Raw genomic sequence first — 1,056 nt, 5'->3', positions numbered from 1 at the left:
AGGGAATCCAATTGAATATGACCCATCAATCGACCCTTTACAACAAGAGATGAATGAAGATAAACAAGAATATTTTCATCCACCGGAGATGTTGTATCCACCACCACAACAACACTATATGCCTCAACAGGAAAAGTTTGATTTTGCGATGCTAATTCCACCGTTTAGCGGTGTGCCGTTGAAAGCCTACGACAAATCGGGCGCTGATATCTCGGATGATATTTTTGCCAAAAACGGCTTCATGAAAGTGGATGCGGATTACACGCAAAAATCCTATGAAGAATGGAGTTCAGACGATTGGCCAAAAACCTATCAGTCACCAAAATACGATAATATGTGGGCGATTGGTATCGCGTTCGCGCCGCCTCATTTTATCAGCAAACCGATGCATTCACCGAACGGGACGTTGATCGCTCCAGCTCCGCCGCGGACAGGTCAACCTTCGGGAACGATGGCTCATGCTGTTGCCAAAACGGTCGTTGATCGGATCAAGGGACGCAAATCCCCAGCACACGAAGCGCCAATGAGTAGAATGGGTGCAGCCTGTGTGGCCAGTACGGGCAAAAGCTTGCTGAAAGGTTCTGCTGCGACGATCTGCGTCTATCCGGTTGTGCCGGATTTCAAAGAATATCCGCAAACAGGACGAGACGAAAACCTGACCTTTGGCGAGATTGGCCTCGCTGGTCACTGGCTCAAGCATCTCTTGCACTATCTGTTCATCTATAAAGCCAAAATGAAAGCATTTTGGTCGTTCATCCCAGATTGAGGAATTGGCATGTCACAACAGAAACCTACTGGCTTTGATGAACGGAACTTTGTGCCTCGTCCGACGAGGTTCACAGTGTTCTTGCGGAATTTTCTGCCGTTCCAAATTGTTCGGTTCCTTATATTGAATATCAAGATCTTGCGGACGGTTGGTGTCGGTAAAAAGTGATAGCAATATCGTCCAAATAAACTGCCTTGAGCCGTGGTGACGGACTGGCTAGGGTTTTGACAAAACCCTCAGGAGGCAGCGTGGACCATAAATATAATCAGCCCCTTGGTGGGAATGAGGTT

At 47.4% G+C, this 1,056-nt stretch carries 1 protein-coding gene; it reads left to right on the top strand.

The window, feature by feature from the left end; genetic code table 11:
- Nucleotides 1-766: NAD(P)/FAD-dependent oxidoreductase (locus AC1QQ2_RS14385; RefSeq protein WP_479713658.1), on the top strand; the 766-nt coding region annotated here is incomplete at its 5' end.
- Between the last annotated feature and the right edge of the window lie 290 nt (nt 767-1,056).

This window comes from Aestuarium sp. (genome assembly GCF_023253315.1).
Classification (GTDB): domain Bacteria; phylum Pseudomonadota; class Alphaproteobacteria; order Rhodobacterales; family Rhodobacteraceae; genus Marivivens; species Marivivens donghaensis.
Note: the sequence above shows the minus strand (reverse complement) of the source record. Positions and strands in the feature narration are given on the sequence as shown.